A 23,900-nucleotide genomic window follows, 5' to 3' on the forward strand; every position below is an offset into this window, starting at 1 on the left:
ATGTCAGCGAGCGACGGCGGGCTGGAGGTCTTCGGGGCTGGACAGCGTTCCCCGCACAGCCGTGGCGGCCGCCACGAGCGGCGACACCAGATGCGTCCGGCCGCCCTTGCCCTGCCTGCCTTCGAAGTTGCGGTTCGAGGTCGACGCGCTGCGCTCGCCCGGCTTGAGCTGGTCCGGGTTCATGCCGAGGCACATCGAGCAGCCCGCCTGACGCCATTCCGCGCCCGCTTCGGTGAAGACCTTGTCCAGCCCTTCGGCTTCCGCCGCCTGGCGGACGCGCATCGAGCCGGGGACGACGAGCATCCGCACCGAATCGGCGACCTTGTGCCCGCGCAGGACGTCCGCGGCGGCCCGCAGATCCTCGATGCGGCCGTTCGTGCACGAGCCGAGGAAGACGGTGTCCACCGCGATCTCGCGCAGCGGCGTGCCCGGCTTCAGGTCCATATAGGACAGGGCCTTTTCAGCGGCGATGCGCTCGTTCTCGTCGCCGATGCGCTCCGGGTCGGGCACCTCGGCGCCCAGCGGGAGCCCCTGGCCCGGGTTCGTGCCCCAGGTCACGAAAGGCGTGAGCTCGTCGGCGTTCAGGCGCACCTCGGCGTCGAAGACGGCGTCGTCGTCCGTGCGGAGTTCGCGCCAGTTCTCGACGGCGGCGTCCCAATCGGCGCCCTGCGGCGCGTGCGGACGGCCCTTCAGATACGCGAACGTCGTCTCGTCCGGCGCGATGAGCCCGGCGCGCGCGCCGGCTTCGATGGACATGTTGCACACCGTCATCCGGGCTTCCATCGACAGCTTTTCGATGGCTTCGCCGCGGTACTCGAGGACGTAGCCCTGCCCGCCGCCGGTGCCGATCTTCGCGATCACCGCGAGGATGATGTCCTTCGCCGTGACACCGGGACGCAGTTGCCCGTCGACCGTGATCGCCATCGTCTTGAATGGACGGAGCGGCAGGGTCTGCGTGGCCATCACGTGTTCGACCTCGGAGGTGCCGATGCCGAACGCCATGGCGCCGAAGGCACCGTGCGTCGAAGTGTGACTGTCGCCGCACACCACGGTCATCCCGGGCTGGGTCAGGCCCAGCTGCGGGCCGATGACGTGCACGATGCCCTGCTCGGCGTCGCCCATCGGGTGCAGCCGGACGCCGAACTCCTTGCAGTTGGCGCGAAGGGTGTCGACCTGGGTGCGGGAAACGGGATCCGCGATCGGCAGCTCGATGTCGATCGTCGGGACGTTGTGGTCCTCGGTGGCGATGGTGAGGTCGGGGCGGCGCAGTTTCCGTCCGGCCAGGCGGAGTCCGTCGAACGCCTGGGGGCTGGTGACCTCGTGCAGCAGGTGGAGATCGATGTAGAGCAGGTCGGGCTCGGCCCCCTCGCCGCGCCGCACCAGGTGCGACTCCCACACTTTCTCGGCCAGTGTCCGGGGCATTTCCGGCTCCTCACATGCGATGGAATAGGTGCTTCCCACCATCTGGACATCTCAAACTTCGGGAAGATAGTATCGGCTTGTGGGACAGCATAGCGGTATCGGAGTACTCGACAAGGCCGTGGCCGTGCTTCAGGCCGTGGCCGAAGATCCTTGTGGCCTGGCGGAACTGTGCACGCGGACCGGTTTGCCGCGCGCGACGGCGCATCGGCTCGCGGTCGGCCTCGAAGTGCATCGCCTGTTGCGGCGCGGCCCCGACGGCCGCTGGCGCCCGGGTACCGCACTCGCGGAACTGGCGGGCGGTTCGACCGACCCGCTGCTCGACGCGGCGAGTTCGGTGCTGCCGAAACTGCGCGACATCACCGGCGAAAGCGTTCAGCTGTACCGCCGCGACGGCGTCCAGCGCGTCTGCGTTTCGACGGCGGAACCGCCGAGCGGGCTGCGTGACACGGTGCCGATCGGTTCACGGCTGCCGATGACCGCGGGCTCCGGCGCGAAGGTACTCGCCGCGTGGTCGGATCCGCACACCCAGCGCACGATCCTCACCGAGGCGGTGTACGGGGAGCGCACCCTGCTCGAAGTCCGCCGTCGTGGCTGGGCCCAGAGCGTGGCCGAACGGGAACCGGGTGTGGCGAGTGTCTCGGCGCCGGTACGGGATTCGACGGGCACCGTCGTCGCCGCGGTGTCGGTTTCCGGGCCCATCGAACGGATAGGGCGTAAGCCGGGGGCGCGCTGGGCCGCGGACCTCCTCGCCGCCGCGGACGCGCTGCAGGAGCGCCTCTGACCCCTCGAAACGAGTGAAGGCCCCCTGCGGCGCAGGGGGCCTTCACGTACTTCCGAAGGGTCCTATCAGAACTCGTCGGCCTTGGTCAGCTCGTGTTCGAGGGTGTCGGCACGCGTGACGAGGGACTTCAGCGGATGTTCGAATTCGTTGACCAGATTCAGGTCGACCAGCGGGATCGTGTGCTTGAGCAGCGCGACACCGTCGACCACCGCCGCGCCGCCGACCGAATCACCGCCCGCCAGTTCGAGCAGGCGCCGCAGGTCGATCTTGTCGGCCCAGCCGACCGGAGACGAGATCTCCACCCACTCCGCGCCGTCGTGGTCGGGCAAGTGGTGCAAGGACACCTGCTGGCCGCGGCCGTCGCCGGTGTCGACGCGGAACCGGAGCCAGCCGTCCCGCTCTTCGAGCACCTCGTACCGCGCCCGGACGAAATTGATCACGCCTGCCCAGATGGACACCCTCGTCACCTCTCGGTTTCGCCGCCTCGTGCGCTGTCGAGCATGGCACATCCGGGGCACGCGGGGTGTCGACGGTCTCATTCGGGCGGGGTTCCAGCGGCTGCGGCCTACTGAAGCGGCGCCATGCGGTAACCGGACCCTCGCACCGTGTGGATCAGCGGCGGGTCCTTGAGCTTCCGCCGCAGGCGCGCGATGACGACGTCCAGCACGTTGGACGCCGGATCGGCCATCTCGTCCCACGCGTACCGGATCAGTTCCCGCCGCGAGACCGGCCGCCCGGTCGCGGCCATCAGCCGCTCCATGACGAGATACTCCTTGCGGGTCACGGTGAGCAGCACGCCCGCCCGCGAGATCTGGTGCCTGCCGGTGTCGAGTTCGACGTCGGCGCAACGCAGGATCACCGCCTGCCCGGCCATGTCGCGGCGGCACAGGCTGCGCACCCGCGCGATCAGTTCCGGCATCGCGAACGGCTTGACCAGGTAATCGCCGCCGCCGACGCGTAAACCGTCGATCCGGTCGGCGACGCTGTCGCGGGCGGTCAGGAACAGCACCGGCATCGGCCAGCCGGCGCTGCGCCGGTTGCGGACGTAGGCCAGTGCGTCACCCGAAGGCAGCATCCGGTCGAACACCGCGCAGTCGTAGGCGTTCACCATCAACGCTTCGTCCGCGCCCGGCAGATCGGCGGCGGTGTCCACCGCGAAGCCGTCGCCGCGCAGCGCGAATTCCAGCGCCACCCGCAAGTTCTCGTCGTCCTCGGTCACCAGCACCCGCACACCCGAACGTTATCGCGTGATCGCGGCCTCCACGTCGGCCACGTGCAACCCGCGCAGTTCTTCGATCGCGGGCATCCGGCCCAGCAGCCGCAAACGTTGCGACTGAGCCGTGCGCGCCTTCTCGAACAAGAGGCGCGCGTCCCGCGCGTTGCCGAAGTTGACGTCGCCGGAAACGCGCCGGAAATGGCCGGTCAGCACCGGGCCCGCGGCGGGATCGAGTTCGTAGTCCCCGGCCGACGCCATCCGCCCGAAGATGGCGAGCAGTTCGTCGGGGCTGTAGTTCTCGAACTCGATCGTCTTGCCGAAGCGCGACGCGAGACCGGGGTTGGCGGCGAGGAAATCGACCATCTCGCCGGTGTAGCCGGCCACGATCACCGCCACCTCGTCGCGATGTTCCTCCATCAACGGCACCAGGGTGTCGATCGCCTCCTGGCCGAAATCGCCGCCGGAACCGGCGAGCCGGGTGAGCGTGTACGCCTCGTCGATGAACAGGACCCCGCCTTTGGCCTCCTCGAAGACCGTCGCGGTCTTTTCCGCGGTGTGCCCGATGTACTGCCCGACGAGATCCCGGCGCGACACCTCGCGGAACTGGCCGACCGGCAGGACTCCCAGCGCCTTCAGCAGTTTGCCGTAGATCCGCGCGACCGTCGTCTTCCCCGTGCCGGGCGCGCCCGCGAAGATCAGATGGTGCCCGGCCGCCCCGACCGGCAGCCCGGCCCGGCGGCGCCATTCGTTGACCTGCAACTCGTCGACCAGCGACCGGACTTCTTCCTTCACCCCGGGAAGGCCGATCATCGAGTCGAGTTCGGCGAGCATCTCCTCCAGGGCGTCGTCCCCCACCGCGCCGGGCTCCGCGATCTCCCCGACCGTCGGCGTCGCCCCTTCGGCGATGGCGATCCCCGGTTCCGCCGTGTTCGAGACCCGGCAAGCGGAGATCTCGCCACCGCAACCGGACGCGAACGAGATCCCCGGGCCCCGGGTGTCGGTGACCGTGCACCGTTTGATCACCGGCACCCCGTGGTGCGCCACGGCGATGCCTTCGTGACCGGTGTGCGAGACGGTGCAGCCTTCGACGACCGGCCGGGCGTATTGGTAGACGTAGACGCCCCTCAGCCCGCAGCCGGTCACCGTGCATCCGGTGACGACCGGATCCGCGCCCTGCCCGACGGTGATCCCGTCCCCCAGCACGTCTTCGACGGTGGTGTCCTCGATCCTCCCCGGCGAACCGTCGACGAGGATCCCCTGCTCCGCCGCCGAAATCACGCAACCGCTCACGGCGAACGCCGTCGTGCCGCGGATCGCGATCGCCGGACCGCGGCCGCCGGAGACGGTGCAGTTCCGGACGGCCAGTTCCGTGTCGTCGGCCTGGATCGCGGACGCGCCGCCCGCCAGGACTTCGATCCCGTCGAGCGCGAGAGCTCCTCCTGTGGTGCGGAAAACCGGCCGGTCGGCCCCTCGGCCGTCGACGACGACGGTGGCGCCGTCCGCCGCGGCCAGGGTCACCCGGAGACCGGCGAGTTCGACGGTCTCGGCGTATTCGCCGCCCGCGATGGTGATGACGGCGCCGTCGGACGCGTCCACCAGCGCGTCGCCGATGGTCGGGTACGCGCCTGGCCGCTGGGCCACCAGCAGGACGCGGCCGGAGGTCGAGGTGGTCATCAGCCCGCCTTCGCCATCAGCCAGCCGCGGTCGACGGCCTTGGCGCCGGCCTGGAACCGGCTGCGGGCACCGAGCCGGTTCATGATGTCGGCGACCATCCGGCGCACCGTCCGCACCGAGACGCCGAGCCGCGCGGCGGCGGATTCGTCGGTCGTGCCGGAGAAGAGCAGCGTCAGCAGTTCCTGTTCGCGGCAGGTCAGGATCGAAGCGTTCTCGGATTCCGGGAGATCCAGCGGGACGAGCGGGGCGGCGGCCTGCCAGATCCGCTCGAACAGCCCGACCGTCGCGGTGACCACACCGGGCAGCCGGAACACCGCGGAACCGGCCTGCCTTCCTTCCGCCGGGAGGACGACCGAGGTCCGGTCGATCACCAGCGCGTCCATCGGGACCTCGGCGTCGGTCCGCACCTCGGCGCCCGCCCGCGACATCCGGTTCAGCGCGCCGGACATCCGGGCGGAGTCGGGGAAGAGCACCTTGTGCCGGACGCCGGGGCGTACGTTCGCGAGCGCGATCCGCTGGAACGCGGTGTCCGTTCCCGTGCTCATGACGAGCACCTCGCCGGTCGCTTCCGCGAGCAGTTCGCCGAGCCCCGCCCGGTCGCCGCCCGGGCCCGCTCCCGTGACCAGACTGAGCTGGCCGGTCTGCACGGTCATCGCAGGTACCTCCCTCTTCCCCCGGCGCGGTGCCGCCGACGACGTCCTGTTCATGCCAGTTCCCCGCCACCGGGGCGGTCACGGGCACCCGACGCGTTAGCGTTCAGGGGCACCGGGAACTGCACGCGTCTACTTTCGCTGTCCGAACATGAGGTTTTGATGACACGGGTGATGGTCGTCGAAGACGACGGGAATCTGCGGCTCGCACTGGTCACGCAGCTGCGCGCGGCCGGCTTCGTCGTCGACGAGGCGGGCGACATCGCGACCGCGGACCGGCTGCTGCGCGGAACGCACCACGACTGCGTGGTGCTGGACCGGATGCTGCCGGACGGCGACGCCATCGACTACGTGCACATGCGCCGGCAGCTGGGCTGGCGGGCACCGGTGCTGTTCCTCACCGCGCGCGACGCGCTCGCCGACCGGGTGGCGGGTTTCGAGCACGGCGGCGACGACTACCTCGTGAAGCCTTTCGTGATGGCCGAGCTGACCGAGCGGGTGGCGAATCTGTGCCACCGGTCGGCGTTCGACCGGCCATCGGTGCTGCAGCACGAAGATCTGGTGATGGACTGCGCGCGGCGTGAGGTGCGGCGCGCGGGTGTGCTGCTCACCTTGACCAACAAGGAGTACGCGGTGCTCGAATACCTGCTGACCAGGGCGGGCCTGCCCGTGCAGCGGGCCGATCTGATCGAGCACTGCTGGGACGCGCAGGCCGATCCGATGTCCAATGTGGTCGATGTGGTGGTGAAGCGGTTGCGCCGCAAGCTGAAGGAACCCGAGCTGATCCACGCCGTCCGCGGCCTCGGCTACCGGCTGGGCGCCCGGTGAACACCCACTCCTCGGCCGACCGGCTGCGCAGGCTGCGCTGGACGCTGACGGCGTTGTTCACCGTGATGAACACGCTGGGGCTGGTCGTCTTCGCGTGGCTGCTCATCGGCGAGGACGGCGACCAGGGCGACGAACGGATCGACGCCGCGCTGACCCAGGTCACGTCTTCGGTCAGCAGGCTGGTCGAGTTCGACGGCACCGTCGGCTTCGGTCTGGTCAACACCGACGTGCTGAACGACCGCTGCCCCCAGTTCGCGATCCTGTCCGGCGGGGCGCCCGCGTTCCAGCCGCATTTCTCCCGGGCGAACTGCGTCCCGATGGGCACGCAGCTGCTGAACGCCCTGGCGACCGAGGCGGTGAAGACCGGCAAGCTCGTGCAGGGACACCAAAAGGCGTCCGACGGCGCCATGGTCAAGGTCCGCGCCGAACCGCTGCGCGACGGCGACGGCAAGACGTTCGCGGCCGTCGTCGCGGTGCAGTCCACCGAGGCCGAGGACTCCGCGCACACTCGGTTCACGCTGCTGGTGATCGGTGGCACCGTGCTGCTGGTCGCGATCCTCGGCTTCGCGGGCCACCTGCTGTCCGGCCGCTCGATCCGCCCCGCGGCGGCGGCCCTGCAGCAGCAGGAGGTCCTGCTCGCCGAAACCGCGCACGACCTCCGCACCCCGGTCGCCGCCCTGCGCGCGCTCGCCGAAACCGCGATGGCCAACCCCGCGCAGTCCGCGGAACTCCTGCCGCGCACCGTCCGGCTCGCCGCGCGTATGGGCGGGATCATCGACGACCTGCTCGTCCGCGCCCGGCTGGCCGCGGGCGTGGAACAGCTGAGCATCCAGCCGATCTGGCTCGATCAGCTGGTGGTGGGCATCGTCGAGGACACCGCGACGGACGGCGCCGAAGTCACCGTCACCGCCGCGCCCACGAAGGTCAACGCCGATCCCGCGCTGCTGCAACGGGCGATCGGCAACCTTCTCGACAACGCCATGCGCTACGGCCGCCACCCGGGCGCGAAGGCGTTCGTGCACCTGACCGTCGCCGGCGGCACCGTGACCGTCGCCGACCACGGCCCGGGGATCGACACGACCATGGCGGGCGACGCCTTCGACCGGTTCGCCAGCACCGGCGGGTCTTCCGGGCTCGGGCTGTCGATCGTGCGGTGGGTCGCGCAGGCGCACGGCGGCACGCTCGCGGTGTACAACGCCGACGAGGGCGGCGCGATCTTCGAACTGCGGTTCCCGGTCAGCGCGAACTGAGGAGGGAACGTGTCCTAGCCGAGTTCCGCCTCGATACCGGTCAGCTCCCCGAACGCGGCCACAGTGGACACAGGGTCGTCGTAGGTCATCAGGTCGACACCGGGCTCGGCGAAGGGACGCGAAGCGCGCAACGCGAGCTGTTGCCCGGTGCCCAGTCGCAGGATCAGGATCCGCACGTCGCCGACACCCGGCGGCTCCTCGGCGAAAACGCGGTTCAGCGAGGCTTCGATCTGCCGGTCGGTCAGGGGGACGCGCGCGACCACGGGGGCCTCCCTCAAGGCGGTCCATTCGCTGGTGCCGCTGGTCGAGTAAGGCGGTTCGGGCCACGGTCCGCGGTCGTCGAGGGCCCGCACCAGCCGAGCGAGGAAATCGCGGGTGACGTCTTCGTCGTCCTGTTCACCGGCTATCCGCTCCCCTGAGCCGAGGGCCGCCGTGACCGCTCGGTGGTAGTCCGCGACGGGGAGCGTGAAGAACCGTTGCCGGATCAGCTCGTCCGCGACCCGCCCGACGAACTCGTCGTCCACCCGGTGCCGCAGGTCTGCCGCGTGGGTGAGCTGGTTGACGTATCCGCGCCACGGGAACCGCACTTGCCTGTTTCCTTCCTGCTAGAACTGGAGACCGGTGTCCACCTGGGAGACGTCCACGCCTTGCTCGGCGAGGATGTCCAGCCCGGTCGCCAGCTGCTCTTTCTCCGGCTGATAGTGCCCGCTTTCGCGGGTCAGCTTGGTCAGCCTCCCGTTCACCACTTCGATATGGCCCGCCACGGCGACCGGCGCCCCGGCGAGGAGGCTGGAATGGTGCAGCCGTCCCGAGACGCAGGTCAGCGACACGTACAGGTTCCCTTCCGGATCCATGGCGAAGATCGACTTGTCGAACGGCCCCGTGACGGCGGGCGTGTTCAGCGGAGAGCCGTCCCGCGCCCAATAGAGCCTGCCGTCCCGCACGAAGACCCGGTGTTCCTCCCTGCGCTCGGGTGAAAAGTACTCGACGACGTCGGGTGCGAACGCCCGGTCGGGATCGTTCGGATCGTCCTCTCCCCGGAAGGACGCCCGCAGTTCCGACGACGGCAACGGCTCGTCCCGGTGCTGTGGCCCGGGAACGTCCTCGATCGGGATCCAGTCGGCCTCGGGTTCGGCGGGCTCCGGTTCCGGCTCCTGATCGATCACCTCGTCGGTACGGGGCGGGAGCGCGTGAAAGGTCGTCGGCGGCAGGTTCAGGAAGTCGGGGGCAGACCCGACAGGATCGAGCCCGGGGTGAGCTGCTCCGCGTCCCGCCGGTCGATCCGGATCGTCCGCCGGTCGGTCCCCCGCTGGTTCGGGCCGGCGAATTCCAGGCCGAGGATCCGGATCCGCCCGCCCGTCGTCCGGTGCCGGAGGTTCGAACCGCTCTCCAGCGTGCCTTCGCGCAACCGGCCGACCACCAGGATCCCGTCCCGGCCCGGCAGGTCGAAGGTCTTCTCCACCTCGAACATCGTGGTCGTCATGATTCCGGAACCTTTCCAGGGCGGGCCTTTCAGCGGCTTCCGCCTCTTGTTCGAGACGCTCAAGCGTCTGCTCGGTCGGCGTGATCCCGGCTCGAAGCTGGCGCACATGCGTCATTTCGTGTGCGAGCACCGCCACCAGGGTCTCGACGTCGGCGAAACCGGCCGGGCCCAGCCAAATGGTCTTGCCCGCAAACTCCGGCGGGGTGGACGCACAGGCCCCCACCTCGTCGAGGTATTCGATCACCTCGGGTGACTCGACCAGCCGGACATGGACGCCGGTCAGGTCGATCCCGGCGGCTTCGGCCGTGCGGGCGACGGTCTCCTGAGTACGAGGCAAACCGTCGCCGCTGTCGACGATGTCCCGGTTGCTTCGCGCCGCCCGGCGGCTGAACAGATCGGCGGCCGGACCGGGGTTCCTGGCCGCGGCCACTTCGAAGTCCGCGAAACCCACCTGACGCAGCACAACGTCCGCACCGATCCCGACCAGCCCCTCGGCCAGTTGCGAAGTGAGCCCCTCTGCGAACAGGTACACGAGTTTCGTGCCGGGCGCGGCCACCGCCCGGTCCCTGATGATCCGGCCGGACAGGACATCGAAGTCCCGAACGTCCGCCGGGCCGGCGTTCAGCACGTCGATCCGGACCGCCGTCCCGTCGGCCAGCGAGCCGTGCAGGAGGGTGGGCCGGTCGGCATCGACGCCGTCGATGACCAGCCCCGGCAAGGCCAACCGCCCGGTGTCCGCTTCGCCCAGCGCCCCCGCGACCTGGCCGGGATCGGCGGGGCGAACGGGCGCTTCGAGCACCGGCTGTGGCTCGACCGGGCGGCCAGGGCGTTCCGGCAGATTGTGCTTCCCCGCCTCGCCGTAGGTGATCGGCAGCAGGGAAATCGAGAGTGGATGTGCCGGCAACAGCATCAAGGTTCCCGGCACCGGGGACAGGAACACGACCCCGCCGTCGGTCCACCGCACCAGTCCCCACTTCTCCACGATCTCCCCGGACCGGGGATGGGCGTAGGTCAGACGCAGCGCGGCGGTCGGCGGCAGCGGGGAAGGACTCGCCGCCGCCCACCACGCGCCGTGGATCTCGTCGATGACGCTGTCGTAGCTTTCGTGTGCCTCCCAGACTCCGTGGAGCCGCTCGGCGACATACGCCGCGCCGTCCACCCGCCACACGTCCTCGGGCCGGACCGGTTCGACATTCATCTCTTGGCCGAGCATGCCGCGGAAATAGCCGACGACGGCCTGCGGACCGTTGGTACGCCAGCCTTCCGCATAGGCGTCGGGAGCGTTGAAGTTCGGGTTGACCCGGCGCAGCAGCGGGTGATGCTGTTCGATCTGCCACGCCTGTTCGGCCGGGGTCACCACGCCCGCGTGGATCGACGGCAGTGCGTTGACCTCGCTCGTCCGTGCCAGCGGCGAGAGCTCGGGCATCCGGAAGTACTTCAGTGCCTCCGGATGTTCCTGCGCCCACCGCACGAGCTCGGCATCATAGGTCGCCCCGGCCGAGATCTGCCGTGCGTTGTACAACATGCCGTACGCCGTCTCGATCAACGACGTCCAGCGCAGCAGGCCGGCCGCAGGCCGTGGCGGGCCGTTCACGATGTTCGTCGCCGCCGCCACGATCCCGCGGGTGTGCCGGTGCCATCCCGGCTCGACGCTGGGCGGAATCATCCCGCGGGTCATCGCCGCGACGTCGCGATACACCTTCCAGCGGCGGCCACCCGAGGTGGTGCGGCGCGCGGGCGGGGCGCCGGTCGCCGGGTGCGGCGCGGGCACCGCGGCGCCGGATCCCGCCGGACCGTCCTGCCCGGACGGCTCCGGGTTGATCACGTCGTCGATACCTCTCGGCGCGGCGGGATCCTTGTGCAACCGGGCGAACTGTTCGCGGGCCGAAGCGATCGCCTGCGCGTAGGCGTTGCGCAGTAGGAAAGGCACCGGACGGCCCGCCCACCGGCGAGCCTCCTCACCGTTGTCCTCGGTGATGAGCACCCGGAATCCGTCGCGGTAGCCCGCCAGGTCGGCGAACAGGGTGATCTGACCGTCGATGAAGTAGACCTCGCCGTCCAGATTGGCCACGTTGAACAGATGCGTGCCACCCGCGCGCTCGCCGTGCACGATCGCGCGGGCACCCGGGCCGAGAACACGCAACCGTTGCGCCACGTCGTTGGCCGACGCCATCGGGACGAATCGCGCCCCGGCGACCCTGGCCGCCATGGCGACCCGGTCCGCCCAGCCCTCCCGACCGGTCAGCCCGGCCAGCGTGCGCGGCGGGATCGCCCGTCCCGGCGGCCTGCCCGCCGCCCGATCGGCGAGATGCCGATCGGTGAGCACGGCCGCCACCTGGCAGGGCACCACCTCGCCGGGTTCACCGCCGACCGCGTCCGACAGGTCGGGAAACAGCTGACGCACCTGCTGCGGCGTGCCGTTTCCCCGATGCACCCCGTCGAAGGCGTCGTCGAGTCGCAGCGGGTTCTCCGCGAGTTCGTTGTACTGCTGGATCGCCTCGACGAGTTCGTTGCGCGCCAGCACTTCCGGGCGGGTCTGCCCGGTCGTGGCCGCCCAATCCGCACCCCTGGTCACCCGGTCCGCGGCGGCGATGACGGCCTCCAGAGCGACCAGCCGGTCCGGCAGCGTGGTGAGTTCACCCGGATGTTCGAGCAGGCGCAGATAGGACGCCTCGGCGGCGGCCTTGAGCCGTCCCGGCATCGAAGACGGAGCGGCTTCGGCAGGGGGTGCGGCGGGCGCCATCTTCTTCATCAGACCGGCGATCTGCCTCGGATCCCACCACTGCCGCTGTCCGCCGGGCTGCTCCGGGACCCCGGCCAGACCACGGTCCAGCAGCCGGAACAGGTACCGCTCGAGCGCGTCGGCCCTGGCCCGCGCCTCGGCCTTCCGCAGCTCGGCGGCAGGCTCGGCGGCCGCGTCCTCGGCGGCGAATTCCCGTTGGGTCAAGGATCGATGGAACAACGGGATCAGTGTTTCGGCCGCCGCGGCCACCGCGTACGGGCCGAGGCCGCCGATACCGAACAGCGTGAAGCCCGCGGTGGTCGCGCCGAGGGAGGCGGAGGCGATCACCATGTCGGCGGTCAGCCAGGATTTCGACGCGAGCCACGGCGGCCGGTCCCCTTCGGGCTCGATCTCCGGCTCCGGCCCGGGGGCGGACAGGCCGTGCTCGGCCAAGAAGCGGCGAAGCCGGTCGCGGTCTTCCTCCTGTGGCGCGGTTTCGGCGAGCCGGTTCAGCACCGCGCGCAACACCCGCGTGCGCAGCCCGCTGTGCTCGTCCACCTGCGCCAGCAGGTCGTGCAGCCTACGGGTGTGCTCCGCCTCCTGAGCGGCCCGGTACGCGCTGTGCCCGGTCACCCCGCCGGCGATAGTGCCGACGATCGCCTGGAGCACCCCCAGTCCGAGGTATTCCAGGTAACCGGTGAACATCGCGGACAGCCAGGTCGGGTCGGACGAGTCCGGCAGATTCCGGTCCGGGAGGCGGTAACCGATCGGCGGGAGCGCCGAGTCGTTGCCCACCCCGCTGAAGGTCGCCAGCGGGCTCGCCCGGTGGCCGGTTCCGTTCGGTTTCCCCGGTTCGGGCGCGAGCCCAGGGGTTTCCGTCAGCCTCGCCTCGATCAGATCGAGGAAGGCGTGACCGAATTCGGCCAGCTCCCGTTCGTTGTCCGCGGTCGCCTGATCGGCCGCGTCGAGCCGCTCCGAGGCCCGTGCCACCCGCTCGTCCTGGCGGTGCCGCCCCCGGAAAGCCTCGGCGAACGACCCGAACACGGCGGGTGCCCAGAGCGTCGCGAGCAGCGCGCCGGCCATCATCGGCTGCATGCCGACCGACGCCATCGCGAGCGTCCCGAGCGATCCGGCGGAGACCCCGGCCGCCCGGCGCACCGCGTACGGCGTCAGCCCGACGTACTCGGCTTCCTGAGCTTCCGGTCGTGGCGTGGCAAGGGTCTCCGGCATCGATGTGCCGCTCCGCAGCCTGCCGGAAATCGCGGTCCAGCGGTCGAAGAGCGGCCGGAAGAGGGCCTCCCGCCTGGCCGCGGCCCGCTCGGCGACCGCCCGCTCGACGGGTGCTTTCGCCGCGTTCTCCGCGTTGACCTCACGGGCCACGACCGACCGGTCGTAGAGGCCGGCGGCCAGCGAACGAGCGGCCGCGCCGCTGATCATCGCGGCCGCGACCACCGGCGCGGTGGCCACGATGGCACCACCGAACGCGACCGACGACGTGCTGCCCGCGAGCAACCGGGTCATCGCGTAGTCGAGCCTGCTCGCGTAGCCATCGGGTGCCGGTGCGTACCGGCGCACCACCTCGCGCATCCGCTCGTCCGGCAGCGCGGCCAGCCGCCGCGCGGCGCCGGGGTCGTTCGGCCGCAAACCCATGTCCGCGATCAACGCCCGTAGCGCCGTGCTCAGCCCGGATCGTCGAAGCGGCAACGGATTGCCCGCCAGGGCATTGCCGAACGCCAGCAACCGCGCGGCCCGTCCGTGATCGGCCGGGCTCAGCAACGGGTCAGCGGCGGGATCGGCGTGGGCGCTGAGGAAGTCCTCTCCGTGCGGCGTCCCGGACAGCTCGGCCGCCGCCGCACCCAGCGCCGTCGCGACCGCGGCCCGCGTCGCGTCTTCGGTGGCGAACTCGGAGATCACGATCTCCAGCGAGTTCTGTGCGGTGTCCACGCTGTACTCGGCGACCAGGCCGGTACTGGGCGTCCCCGCCCGCACCGCGACGTCGAACGTGTTCCCGACCGGGCCGGTGACCACGTAGCGGCTGCCGCCCGGCGGGCGCTCGACCGCCCGCATGCCGGCGTCGGGCACGGCGCGCCCCAACGCATGCCGCGCGTCGGCGTTCACCCCGACGGGATCGGGATTCTCCTGTGAGGGCAAGGAATTCGAGGCCGGGATGCCTACGGGTCCGGTACGCGGCGCAGTCGTCCCGTGCGGCTGCGGCGGATTCGTCCCGGAGTCCGGCTGGTTCGAAGGACCTGCCGGACGCGGAGGCGTCGGTGGCGTCGGCCCGGGCGACGGCGTTCCGCCGGGATCGTCATCCGGCGTATCTGGATCGTCGGGATCGTTCTCGGGATCACTGGCAGGCTCGATGAGCTTCGGCCCCGGTGGCGTGCGCGGCAGGCTCAGGTCGACGGCCGCGCCGATACCGAGCACCGGGACGTTCGACGTGTACACGATTCCCGAGGGAGTCCGCGCCAAGTACACGCCGTACACCCGGTTCCAGGCGGCTCGCACGGCGTGGATCACCGGGCCGGACACGGCGAGCGCGGTGCCCGCGGCGGCGGCCAGCGGCGCCGCAGACAGTCCCATGATGCCCAGCCCGACCAGTGAGGACGCGGTGACGTAGAGGGTCGCCGGGCCCTTGCGGGCGGCCTGGCGACCGAGCCTGAGCTCCAGCTCGGCACCGAGTTTGGAGATGTAGAAGGTCGCACCGGTCAGGGTCGTCGCGGCGATCGCCTTCAACCATTCCCCCTGACTCACTTCGAGTGCGACCAGCATGCCGTTGGCCACGGTCAGCATCGGGAAAGCGACGGCGTTCTGCAGTCTGCGGTACAGCGGCCGGAGCGCGTTGTCGTAACCGGCGATCCCGCCGATGACGTTGGACAGCGCGGTGAAGAGGAACAGCCCGTCCGCGACCGCGTAGGCCCCCGCGACCCCGGCCGCCAGCCCGCTCAGACTGGCCGCCTGCGCGACGTGCACCGGCAGATTGACCAGGAAGGTGGCGGCGAGACCCCCGGCCATCAGCTTGCCCAGCCTGCCCGCGTGCGGGTTCATCTTGTTGATCGACTCAGGTGCCGCGCCGTATTGCCTGCCGACCTCGTTGAGGTACCGGGAGACCTCGAGACTCACGTCTTCCTGCCGCTGAGAGGGGCGTTCCCCGACCGCCAGCGGGGTGTGGATGATGGCCTGGAGGTCGATCAGGAACTGCCGGGTCCGCGCCTCGACGTCGTCCCGCACCTTCTCCAGGAGGGCGTCGAACAAGCCGCGAGGGTTGACGTCGTACTCCAGATAGTCGCGGATCATCCTGGCGAGCGCCTCGGCCGATCGCTGATCGAGCCTGCCCCGTTCGAGCATTCCTTCCAGGCTCACCCGGTTGCTCTGCGCGTGCCCGGTCTTCGCGATGTTGAGCATCCCGCGGACGACGAAGGCCGCGTTGCCCGCCACGATGCTCACCCCAGCCGACAGCGCGAAGGGAACGCCCATCGTCGCGCCGATCCCGAGCACCGTCGCCGCGGCGGCGCCCGCCACCGCCCAACCCTTCAGATCGCGTGCGAGCCAGGTCGACCGCAGCCGGGAGATGCCCTGGAGCGCCGCGAGCTGTTCCCGCTCGGTCTTCTCCACGCTCTCGATCAGCGACGCGAGCATGGCGTCCCGTTCGGCGGGCGCCAACGGCAGCGTGGCGAGCCGCCCGGGGGTCATGGCCAGCCGCCCGCGCGAGAGCTCCCCCGCGGTCAAGGCGGCCCTGATCCGTTCGCCCGCCATCAGCGCCTGGGTGGTGACCGGACGGCTGAGCAGCGCGTCGGCACCGCTCACCGGGCGCAGTCCACCACGTTCGGCCCAGCGGCGCTTCACCCGCTCGAAGGCGGATTTGACCCCGGCCGCGGTTTCGGCGGCGGAGATCTTGGCCGCGGCCGCCTGCAGTCGCCACGGATTGGCGTTCGGTTCGCCGTTCGGATCGGCGGCGGTGTACCAGAGTTTCATCGTCCGCAATTGCGGATTCGCCAGCCACGGCTGGTCTTTCGCACGTTGCTCGTCGGTCAGGTCCAGCCCGGACAATGGTCCTCGCGGCCGGTAGGCGGGATCCGCGACCCAGCCTTCGGCGATTCTCGCCTCGACCCATTCGTCCACCTTGCGCTGCCAGTGCGGGCCGAACGACTCGATGAACCCGTCCCAGGCTCCCGACAGGATCTCGTTGAACACGAACGCCGTGACCCGCTGCCCCGCCTCGTCATGCAGCCGGGCGAAGTTGCCGTGCAGGATCTTCGCGACCGCCGTTTCCCCACCGGGCCTGCGCGCGGCCTCGACGAAAAGCGGATCCATTTCGTTGCGGTGGCGGACATAGTGCGCACCGGGTTGCGGATTCACCGTGTCGGTACCGAAGATCAGCCGATCCTGGTTCACGATCAGGAACCGGATCAACGCCTCCCGGACCTCGGGAGCCGCTTTCGCGTGCTGCGCGAGGACGTTCCAGGAGATGTCCATGGCGGTATTCGTGGTGTCCAGCAGCCATTGCAGCCGCTCGATGTGCTCGACGGTGAGTGTGGTCCAGTGCCCGATACCGAGATGCGCCCAGATCACCCTCGCGCCGGCGAGGCTCTCCTGCTGGAGGAGGTAGGCCATCGGGCCGAGGTTGCGCCCGTCCGACGGGGCGGCCTCGTACGTCCCGTTGCCACGCAACCTGGCCAAGCCCATGTCGTCGTGCAGGATCAGCACCTGCCCGGTGGCGGCGATCGTCTCCAGCAGTTCGACGGTGTTCTGGTTGTACATCTCCGGCGCGTCGTCCGGCAGGCTCCGCAGCTCGGCACGCAACCCCGCCGCTTTCAGCAACGCCTTGATCTCGCCGGCGTTCGCGATGAGCGCGTCGTAGAACTCCATCTCGGTCAGGGCGCTCGGGCCGCCGTCCGCCGGGAACAGTTCGGCCATCGGCGAGCCGTCGGCAAGGTATCCGGCGAAGAACTCCGGCGCGATCCGTCCCTTGTGGATCGACTCTTGGACGAGTTCCGCGGCGGCGATCAGCTTCCCGAAGTAGTCGACCCACTCCGGGTTGATCACCTCGCTCGCCTGCCGCCCCAGCATCGACTGGACCATTTCCTTCACGAAAGTGGTCTCGGCGAGGTAGCGGGCCGCGTCGCCGAACAGCACCGCCATCGCCATCAGGTAACCGCCGACCCCGGGAACGTCCACCCTGGCCCCGGAAACACCAGGGAACCAATGTGACTTCTGTTCTTCCGACATCCGGTCGCGCGCGGAGAAGAACCGCATATCGGACAGCTGGCCGTGCAAGCCGAGCATCTTCTTGCCGAAGACGGTGGTCATCCGGACCACGTTGGTGAGGGCGTAGTAGAAGGAACCGCTGGAACCACCGATCACGCCGAGTCCGCTCTGCGGGATCGGCGACGCCACCAGGATGTTCGGCAGTCCCTGGCCGATCAGCCAGTTCACCAGGTCCCCATAGCCGATGTTGGCGGCGTCGTACCCCTTCGGGTGCATGTGGACGTCATGGAAGAAGTGGAGGGGGCGGGGCTTGCCGAGCCGGTGCGCGAGTTCGGCGTCGACGCCGAGTTCCATGGCTTTCGCCGCGTACTCCGGGCTGTCCGGGTCGAGTGCGGCGAACTGGGCGCCGAGGCTGGGGGCGAGGGCGTCGCGGCCCGCGACCCGGTCCCCCACTCCGATCAGCCAGCCCCGTGCGTCCACGTAGGCGTCCACCACCGGCTTCCGGCTTCCCGGCAGGTTCTCCGCCCGCCGGGTGATGCCGGCGACCTCGCTGTCGAGCAGTTTGACGATCCTGGCGATCTCCACATTGGACAGACCGCGGCCTGCTGCCTGTTCTATCACCGGGACCAGCGCCCGGACGTATTCGGCGTGCGCCTCGGTGCGAGCGGCGTCGGCAAGGCGCATACGCTCGGTCGCCCGTTCCAGCCGATCCTGCCGTGCGGCGACCTCGGCCCGCACCCTGGCCTGCACGTCCTCGGTGGTCCCGTCCAGGGAAAGACCGGGCGCGGCACCCGGCAGCAGCCGGTGCGCGGCCGCGCTTTCCACCGGCAGTCCCAGTGCCTCGGCGACGTCGGTGCGGTCACCCGCGGCGAGCAGATGCGGCACCCAGTCGGTCAGCAGGCGGACGTCTTCCCTCGCCGCCCGCAGCTCGGCCATCGCGGCGTGGTAGGCGACTTCCGCCGCGTACCGGGATTCCTCCACCGCCCGGGTCGCCGCGGCGAGCGTGGCGCGGATCCCCGCGAAGTCCCGCACGCTCCGGCCGCGCGGGCGCGCCGGCTCCGGTACCGCCGGATCGTCCTCCGGCCCGACCCGCGCCCTGGTGGCCACCGATCGGAGCTCGGCGACGAATCCGGCGGCGGCCTTGCGGCGTGCCCATTCCGGCAGCCCGGTCGCGACCGCTTCGTCACCGATCCGCGCGACTTCGGCCAGCGCGTCCTCCCGGACCCGCAGCCATTCCTGCTCCGCGAACTCCAGTTCCTTCGCCGTGTCTTCGGTTTGCCTGAGCAGTTCCTCGTAATGCGTTCGCGCCTTGGTCAGCACGTCGGAGAAGTCGTCCAGTTCCTGGATCGAGGGCATCAGCTCACGCGGCACGCGAGAACGCACCGAAGGATCGGTCACCATCGCGGCGACCATCGCCGGTGACATCCCGTAGGCCGCCGCCACGGCATCGATCAGCTGGTCCTTCCCGACATCCATGAGCTCGATTCCACGCTGGACAAGCCATTTGACGTCGGGAAGTCGTTCATCGAGACGCGCTGCGGCCCTGGCATACCGCTCCAGCGCGTGCGTCAGGGCCCGCTGCTGGGGCCGGCAGGCGCGGTTCACTTCGATCAGCGCCTCGATCAGCGCCAGGCCTTTGCGCAGGTGCAGACCGGTGAAGGTGATCCGCGCCAAGGAGAACCGGCCTCCTCGCCCGGCGGGCGCGGGCCGCGTTTCCATTTGCGGCGAGCCCGTGGTGGGGAGCAGGATCTCCGGTTCGAACAGCGCGCGGGTGAAGGTGTCGTCCCGATGTACGTCCAGAGCGGACGGTTCGGTGCCCGCGCTCAGGTGGTAGCTCTGCACCACCACCGGTGATCCCGGATCGCCTGAGGGATGCAGGTCGAGCGTGAGGTCCGGAACCGTCGACCCCGCGTAGTGGGAGCGTCCCTCGCCGTTCTCCCCGCGTCCGTCGAGGCCGAACGCGACACCGGCGCCGAGCCGGTACCGGCCGAAGTCCTCTCCGAGAATCTCTTGCTGCCTGGCGAGCACATCGTCCGCGAAGATCTGCCGGATGAGCCGATCGCGCCTGCCGGGGGTCATCGTGCCGTCGCGGATCTCCTTCCGGACCTGCCAGGCCCGGTTCCGCGACGATTCCGAATTCACTGTGGGTGCTTCGCCACGAGCCAGCCGCTCGAATTCTTGGATCGCGTTGTCGAGTGCGGCTCGCAGCGCGGGTGCGATCCGGGTCCGGACCCGGGCGCCGTCCAGGACGCGTTCCACGTCGCGCGGGCGCAGCGGCCGCGAGTCGGCGGGCAGCAGACCGTGTTCGAGCAGCAGCAACCGGAGGTCGTTCCACGCCAGCCGTGACTTGCCGATCAGCGCCCGCAGCGCGCGCTCACTGTGCCTGCTCGAGGCGAGCTCGGCGTCGGTGAGGTCGCTGTCCGGCCTGGGATGGGTCTCCCGTTTCGGGTTCTCCGGATGGTAGAAGCGTTGCGCCGCGGCAGACGGCGGTTCCTGCCGGTTCCCTGGAGGTGTCCGATCCGGCGGCGGAGGTGGTGTCGGCGGCGTCTGCTCAGCCTCCGTTCCCTTCGCCGCGACCTTGGTGAACACCTGGAAGCCGTCGTACTGGATGACCAGGTCGGCACCCTTCTTCACGGCTTTCTCCGCGAACCCCGGATCGACCCGGTTGGTGGCGAGCAAGACGACCTTCGGGTCAGGCCCGGCCAGGTCCCGTTGTCTCGCCGTCTGGCCGAGGTCGACGTCGAACAGCGCGGTCCGGTCCTTGACCTCGAAGCGGACTTCGGTGCCGTCCCCGAGCTCGCCGCGAATGTCGATGTCGGTTCCGTCGCTGTTCTCGGCGTCCGTGCCGGCCCGTCCCTCTTCGTCCACCGGCACCTCGAGACCGGTGATCCGCAGTCCGGGCAGCCCGATCCCGGCCAGCAGGGACTCGTGCAGGTTGGCCAGCGCCAGCGCGACGTCGGCCGCGGCGTACTTCGCGCGGACGTTCTCGTAGTTGGAATCGAGCGCGCTCACCGGAACCTGGGTGTTGCCGTCCAGTACCCGTCGCGCCTTGCCCAGCTCTTCCCGCAGGCCCTCCTCCGCGGCGCGGACGTCCACGCCGAGCGCGGCGAGCTCGTCCAGCTTGGCCTGGATCCCCGCGGCCTCGAGCAGAAGGCCCTTGCCCCGGTCCGTCTTGGCCAGGTCGGCCGGAGTCGCCGGTACCGCGTTCGACTCCTTGCCTTCGACCGGCTTCCTGACCGGGATCCGGTCGGCAACGGCCCTCACCTGTTCGGCGAACGCGGCGAGCTGGTCGGCACTCATCGCGGAGACGCGCTCGCCGAGTGAAAGCCCCTTCGGCCCTCTGGCCACCCGCCCGGCGAGATCGGTCAGCCGCTTCACCAGCTTGTCCGGATTCATCTTGGCCGCGAGGCCCACGACCGCTTCCCGCGCCGAGGGCGACAACGCGTCCCATGCCTCGGCCAGTTCGGGTGGTCTGGCCAGCAGTGACGCGAGGCGGGCGAGGGTGGCTGCGGCTTCCGCCGGGTGCAGGCGGCCGAGCAACTCGGACATCGCTTCCCTGGCGGCCGGGACCGCGCCCCACAACCGGTGCACGGTGGCTTCGGCGGCCAACCGGCCACCCAGCTCCTGCAGCGCGGATTCCCTCATCTCGCCGAGGATCTCGCCGAGGGAGCGGTCCATCCTGCCCGGCGAAAGGCGCGCCGCGAACTCATGCACCTGATCGGCCAGCGCATCCGGGCCGACCGAGCCCAGGAGCTCGGCGATCGCCTGCCGTGCGGCCGGCGGTAGCAGGTCCCATACGGCGGCGAGTCGCGACGGCAGGCCGTCCGGGACATCCGGCGATTCGCCGGTGCCCGGCGGCGGGCCGGGCGGCCGCCGGGGCGGCTCGGCGGGTGGGTCGCCCTGCGTGCGCCGGGGCTCGGCGGCTCGGCGCATCGTCGTGTGAGCGGGGGTCGGGGCCGGTTCGGCGGGCTGGGTGGTGTCCGGCCGCTGAGCCTGCTGAGCCGCCGCGGCGGCCGGTGCGGCGGCGGCCAGTACCTGCCCGGTCTCGTTACCGGGGCCGGGGCGCCCACCCGTTTCTCCGGCCGGATCGTCCACTGTGGACTCGGGTGCTTCCTCCTGCTGTTCGTCTTGTTCCCGAGTTTCGGATTCGGGCGGCGTGGGGCCGTCGTCGTCGGGTTCCGGCGCGGTTTCGGCCTGGTCGGCTTCCGGCTCGTCCTTGGTGGACTTCGCGGCGGTGCCCTGGTTCGGGCTCGCGGGTGTCGCGCCCTGCTGCTGAGTCGAACCGGGTTGCGGTGAAGCCGGTTGTGCCGCACCGGATTGCGCGGCGGCCTGGGTCGCGGCGGCAGGGGTCGACGCGTTCGCGGCCACCTGCGCCGATCCGGTCGACGGGGCGCCCGCCGCCGGTACCGACGTGGTCTGGGCCGCCGAAGCCGGCGTGGCCGAGCTGACGGTCGCCGTCGGCGCGCCGGCGGGTGCGGCGACCGAGGTCGCGGCCGGCGCCGCGACGACGGTCGCCTGCGGCACCGAACCGGCCACCGTCTGCGACACCGAGGAACCGATCGTCGCCTGGCCTGGCGACGACCCCACCCCGGCGTGCTGGCGTGGGCCGGCGGCCGAACCGTCCACAGTGGAGTTCGTGGAACCGCCGCCGCGACCTCCGCTGTCGGCGCCCGGCGTACCGCCCAGGTCCGAGGCGGAACCACCAGGCTGACCAGGCGCGGCCCCGGCCTCACTCTGTCCCGGCGCCAAGCCGCTTTCGCCTTGCCCCACCGCGGTGTCGGTGGTGCCTTTCCCCGCGCCGACGTCGGCCGACTCCGGCGCTCTCACCTCACCCGGTGGGTCGGTCGGTGGCGGGCCGCTGGACGAGGTTCCCATGTCCATCGCCGGCGACGGCTTCTGCAGCCCGAGTTTCTCCCTGCCGAGGTCCATCACCTGCTCGCCGGCGAGGTGCGTGTTCCCCCGGATCGGCCCGATCGCGGCCGAGGTGAGCCAGTTGTCCTTGATGGCCTGTCCATAGCCGGCGAGATCGGTCGGAACCCCGTTCCCGTCCATGATGCTTTGCGCGGCATGGCTGGAGATCGGCGAGGACACCGCGTTCGTGCTCGCCGAGCTGACCGCCGTGGTGGCGTGTTTGCCGAGTCCGCTGTCCAGCGCGTTCTTGACGCCCGGGTTCTTCCTGGCGAGAGCGCCGATGGCCTTGCCCGGCGCGCCGACGATGCCGCTGACCGGGGCGCCGATGGCCCCGCCGAGCGCGTTGGTGGCGCTTTCCTTCCAGCTGAACCCTTCCTGGTTGCCCTGCCAGATGTTCAGGCCCTGCTCGATGCTGTTGGTGACGACCTCGTCGGCCGCCTCGCGTGCGACGATCGTGACCAGCTTGCCGATCTTGCCGAATTTGTTCGCCGCCTGGGCGATCGACTTGGCGGTCTCCACCAGCTTGGCGATCCGCATCGCCATTCGTCCCGCGAACAGCCACTGTCCACCGGGGATCGCGGCCATGAGGGCGAATTCCACACTGGCGTGGATGATCTCCGACCAGATCTGGTTGCGCACCCGCTCGATCTGATCCGCGTAGTTGTGGCAGAACGTGGCCATCTTGCGCATGCTCACGACGAGATCCCGGTGGCCGGAACCACCACCGCCGTACTCACCGTCGTTGGCCTCTTTGATACGCGCCTGGACGAAGGCACCGTTCGCGTCCGGCCAGGTCTCACGCAGCCGGTCGTGAACGGTCGACGATCGGGTGATCGCACCCTCCAGCAACGTCGCGGCCTTGTCCCACGCGTCCCCGAGGTCGTCGGCCGCGTGCGGGTTGTCCGGCGGCCAGATGTCGTCGATGACGCCGCCCATCCACTCCCAGGCGGCGACGGTCATGCTCCACAGATCGGCCATCGTCGGCGTACCCGTTCAGGAACCGAGCTGGTCGGTCGCCTCGGTCTGCGCGCTCTCGTAGACCTTGACGCCCTTCTCCGCGTTGTCCGCCAAGTTGACGAAGTTGTCGTCGACCCCGTTCGCGCTCTTGATGAGGTCGGGGGTGTTGTCCGCGCAGTCCTGGAACGCCTCCCCCAGCTTCCCGAAACCCAGCAGCGGGGTGATGTCCTCGATGGCCTTGCGGCATTTCGCCCACTCGGTCTCGAAGTCGGTGCCCGCGGCCTTCAGGTTCGCCAGCTCCTGCCGGGTCGGCGCGAAGAAGATGTCGACCTTGCCGTCGTGATTCCGGTCCACTCCGCTCACCGGCCGTACCCCCGCTCCGGCCGGTCCAGCCGGCGCAGCACCGGATCGAACCGGAGATCCGCGGCGTCGGCGTCCATCCCGGGTGGCAGGAATCCCGCCGCGATCGCCAGTCCCTGTTCGGTCGACGACTCGACCGCCTCATGGATGGTGTCGGTGATGTCCTTGGCCAGCGCGGCCGAGTCGGCCGTGCGGTAGATACGCGGATCGAGCGAAAGTTCGAGAAGTTCACCCGCGCCACCGACGGTCGCACTGATCAACCCGTCGGCGGATTCGGCGGTGGCGCGGATGCCTGCCATTCGCCGTTGCATGGTCCGGACGTCCTCGGCCAGCTGTTCGTAGTCCGCGTACATATCCGGTTTCATCGGTGGCTCCACGATTCCTCCTTGGCGCGTAGGGCAAGTCTCACGTGGACACGGGTGTGCGGGGGACGCCTGA

At 70.3% G+C, this 23,900-nt stretch carries 12 protein-coding genes; 3 read left to right on the forward strand and 9 right to left on the reverse strand.

Annotated elements, in window-relative coordinates; all coding sequences use genetic code 11:
• Positions 1 to 3 precede the first annotated feature (3 nt).
• Positions 4 to 1,422 (reverse strand): 3-isopropylmalate dehydratase large subunit, encoded by a 1,419-nt coding sequence (gene leuC, locus DMC64_RS33945; RefSeq protein WP_016336450.1) that lies wholly within the window; start codon positions 1,420 to 1,422, stop codon positions 4 to 6.
• Between the two features lie 79 nt (positions 1,423 to 1,501).
• On the opposite strand from leuC, the gene DMC64_RS33950 reads away from it, so the two are divergent.
• On the forward strand, positions 1,502 to 2,203 hold the full coding sequence (locus DMC64_RS33950) for an IclR family transcriptional regulator (RefSeq protein WP_007031477.1): 702 nt from the start codon (positions 1,502 to 1,504) through the stop codon (positions 2,201 to 2,203).
• 65 nt (positions 2,204 to 2,268) lie between these two features.
• Here the strand turns inward: DMC64_RS33950 and DMC64_RS33955 are convergent, their stop codons facing one another.
• The 4 genes from DMC64_RS33955 to DMC64_RS33970 all read right to left on the reverse strand — a co-directional run bounded on the left by DMC64_RS33955 (position 2,269) and on the right by DMC64_RS33970 (position 5,746).
• The gene (locus tag DMC64_RS33955) at positions 2,269 to 2,661 is read right to left on the reverse strand and encodes a hypothetical protein (protein WP_038509490.1); all 393 of its coding nucleotides are present in this window, start codon (positions 2,659 to 2,661) and stop codon (positions 2,269 to 2,271) included.
• Between the two features lie 107 nt (positions 2,662 to 2,768).
• Positions 2,769 to 3,434, reverse strand: a complete 666-nt coding sequence (locus tag DMC64_RS33960; RefSeq protein WP_016336452.1) for a response regulator transcription factor — start codon at positions 3,432 to 3,434, stop codon at positions 2,769 to 2,771.
• A 9-nt stretch (positions 3,435 to 3,443) separates the two neighbouring features.
• On the reverse strand, positions 3,444 to 5,093 hold the full coding sequence (locus tag DMC64_RS33965) for a right-handed parallel beta-helix repeat-containing protein (protein ID WP_125736806.1): 1,650 nt from the start codon (positions 5,091 to 5,093) through the stop codon (positions 3,444 to 3,446).
• The gene (locus tag DMC64_RS33970) at positions 5,093 to 5,746 is read right to left on the reverse strand and encodes a helix-turn-helix transcriptional regulator (RefSeq protein ID WP_125736807.1); all 654 of its coding nucleotides are present in this window, start codon (positions 5,744 to 5,746) and stop codon (positions 5,093 to 5,095) included. The genes DMC64_RS33965 and DMC64_RS33970 overlap by 1 nt, the downstream gene beginning before the upstream one ends.
• Before the next feature lie 159 nt (positions 5,747 to 5,905).
• Between DMC64_RS33970 and DMC64_RS33975 the strand changes: the two genes are divergently transcribed.
• Entirely contained in the window at positions 5,906 to 6,571 is a 666-nt protein-coding gene (locus DMC64_RS33975; protein WP_199755184.1) for a response regulator transcription factor, read from the forward strand.
• Entirely contained in the window at positions 6,568 to 7,821 is a 1,254-nt protein-coding gene (locus DMC64_RS33980; protein ID WP_125736808.1) for a sensor histidine kinase KdpD, read from the forward strand. Before DMC64_RS33975 ends, DMC64_RS33980 begins: the two co-directional genes overlap by 4 nt.
• A gap of 14 nt (positions 7,822 to 7,835) precedes the next feature.
• Here DMC64_RS33980 and DMC64_RS33985 read toward each other — a convergent pair whose 3' ends face one another.
• The 4 genes from DMC64_RS33985 to DMC64_RS34000 are packed head-to-tail and all read right to left on the reverse strand — an operon-like array spanning position 7,836 to position 23,839.
• Positions 7,836 to 8,408, reverse strand: a complete 573-nt coding sequence (locus DMC64_RS33985) for a hypothetical protein (protein WP_125736809.1) — start codon at positions 8,406 to 8,408, stop codon at positions 7,836 to 7,838.
• Positions 8,409 to 8,426: 18 nt separating this feature from the next.
• Positions 8,427 to 23,123 carry a toxin glutamine deamidase domain-containing protein gene (locus DMC64_RS33990; protein WP_125736810.1) on the reverse strand — a complete coding sequence of 4,899 codons (14,697 nt, stop codon included), beginning with the start codon at positions 23,121 to 23,123 and terminating at the stop codon, positions 8,427 to 8,429.
• Between the two features lie 15 nt (positions 23,124 to 23,138).
• Positions 23,139 to 23,465, reverse strand: coding sequence for a hypothetical protein (locus DMC64_RS33995; RefSeq protein WP_125736811.1), 327 nt, complete (start codon positions 23,463 to 23,465; stop codon positions 23,139 to 23,141).
• On the reverse strand, positions 23,462 to 23,839 hold the full coding sequence (locus DMC64_RS34000) for a YbaB/EbfC family nucleoid-associated protein (protein WP_233629903.1): 378 nt from the start codon (positions 23,837 to 23,839) through the stop codon (positions 23,462 to 23,464). The genes DMC64_RS33995 and DMC64_RS34000 overlap by 4 nt, the downstream gene beginning before the upstream one ends.
• Positions 23,840 to 23,900 lie beyond the last annotated feature (61 nt).

Source organism: Amycolatopsis sp. WAC 04197, assembly GCF_003947475.1.
Classification (GTDB): Bacteria; Actinomycetota; Actinomycetes; order Mycobacteriales; family Pseudonocardiaceae; genus Amycolatopsis; species Amycolatopsis japonica.

Coding starts and splice junctions, on each gene's coding strand:
- leuC (WP_016336450.1), bottom strand. CDS start 1,422: ATGCCCCGGACACTGGCCGAGAAAGTGTGGGAGTCGCACCTGGTGCGG.
- DMC64_RS33965 (WP_125736806.1), bottom strand. CDS start 5,093: ATGACCACCTCGACCTCCGGCCGCGTCCTGCTGGTGGCCCAGCGGCCA.
- DMC64_RS33970 (WP_125736807.1), bottom strand. CDS start 5,746: ATGACCGTGCAGACCGGCCAGCTCAGTCTGGTCACGGGAGCGGGCCCG.
- DMC64_RS33975 (WP_199755184.1), top strand. CDS start 5,906: ATGACACGGGTGATGGTCGTCGAAGACGACGGGAATCTGCGGCTCGCA.
- DMC64_RS33990 (WP_125736810.1), bottom strand. CDS start 23,123: ATGGCCGATCTGTGGAGCATGACCGTCGCCGCCTGGGAGTGGATGGGC.